The 1,534-nt window shown below is 67.9% G+C and carries 2 protein-coding genes; both read right to left on the reverse strand.

Annotation, left to right across the window (positions count from 1 at the left end):
- Window positions 1-41: 41 nt before the first annotated feature.
- Entirely contained in the window at window positions 42-374 is a 333-nt protein-coding gene (locus ACIBVL_RS43210) for a 2Fe-2S iron-sulfur cluster-binding protein (RefSeq protein ID WP_399106779.1), read from the reverse strand.
- Window positions 359-1,534 (reverse strand): SRPBCC family protein (locus tag ACIBVL_RS43215; protein ID WP_399106781.1); only part of this gene is annotated, 1,176 nt, incomplete at its 5' end. The genes ACIBVL_RS43210 and ACIBVL_RS43215, both read right to left, overlap by 16 nt.

Consider the following 1,534-nt stretch of genomic DNA (forward strand, 5'->3'; position numbering starts at 1 on the left):
TGCCCGGTCAGCGGATGGGTCACTTGCTTGGCGCTCACGGCTCACTCCTGCGGTCTGCGGCGTACGCCGCGTTTGGTCACGGTCACCGGGCCCTGGACCCGGAGCCGGCAGGCGAGCCGGGTCAGGCCGTCCAGCGGCCTTCGCAGAGCCTCGATGCCCTCGCGCTCCAGCGGGCCCACGGGAGAACAGTTCTCGGCGCCCTCCTCCACCTGGACGAAGCAGGTGCGGCAGGTGGCCTTGCCGCCGCAGACGGTGGGCCAGCGGTAACCGAGCCGCTGGGCCGCGGTGAACAGGTCCTCGCCATCTCGCACCTCCAGTTCGACGCCGGAGGGCCTGACCGCGACCCGGTGGGTCACGGTCACTTGTTCATCCACCGGTCGAGGGTCTGGTTGAAGTGGCGGATGCGGCTCTCCTGGTAGTTGGCCAGGGTGATGCCGGGCTTGCGCATGGTCTTCAGGCCCTGCTGGACGTAGGGCAGGTTCTCGCAGTCCTGGTCGAAGACGGGTCCGAGCACACCCAGTTCGGGGATGTCGGCGAAGAGCATGTCCTCCGGCACCCAGCGGATCTCGGCCGGGGGCGGCATCTCGCCCTCCTTCTTCGGGGCCGACATGAAGATGATCTCGGCGGTGCAGGAGTCGGGATCGAGACCGTTGGGCCGGAACCGGTAGATGATGTTGGACTTGGCGCCGCCCCAGGGATTGAAGTTGGGGAACAGCAGGTAGTTGATGGCGTCCAGCAGTTCGGTGTCGGCGGCCTGGGAGAAGTCCTGCTGCGAGGTGGCCGCCAGTTGGGCGCGCATCCGCTCGGCGAGGACCTGGCGGGCGGTGCCGCCCGGGGGGATCGCCGGCAGTTCGTCGCCCTCCTGCATCACCAGGTCACGGCCCTGGGCGGCGGCGTAGAACGCGCGCGAGTCGTAGAAGGTCTCCAGCACGTCCTCCTCGGTGACGGAATCCGCCACGTGCGGGCTGGGCGCACCCTGGATGTTGATCATGCGGTTCCAGTTGGGCTGGTCCGCCATGACGTCGTACTGCGAGTTGGCGTCGGCGAGCCACGGCAGCATCTGCGGGTGGGTCGCGATCACATGGAAGGACTCGATGAACGCGTCCTGGGCGATCTTCCAGTTGCAGGGCAGCACCTTGGCGATGTGCAGCGACTTGTAGCGGTCCTGCAGCGGCCAGATGTAGTACTCGTCGAAGGTGCCGCGGTAGCTCTCGAAGGACTCCGCGTACGGGTCCATGTTGATGAACACGAAGCCGCGCCAGGTGGCCACCTTGGCCTCGGGCAGGGCGAACTTCTCCGGGCTGACGTGCGGGAAGTCCCAGGCGCAGGGCGGGGTCTGCATGGTGCCGTCCAGGTTCCAGGCGAAGCCGTGGAACGAGCAGCGGAACTCGCCGACGTTGCCGCCGGCCGTGCGCAGTTTGCGGCCGCGGTGCAGGCACGCGTTGACGAAGGCGCGGATCTCGTCCGGCGCCGTGCGCACGATGATCAGTGAGTCGTCACCGATCTCGTAGACCACGTGGTCGCCGACCTCGGG

The sequence above is a fragment of the Streptomyces sp. NPDC049687 genome (genome assembly GCF_044465285.1).
Lineage (GTDB): Bacteria > Actinomycetota > Actinomycetes > Streptomycetales > Streptomycetaceae > Streptomyces.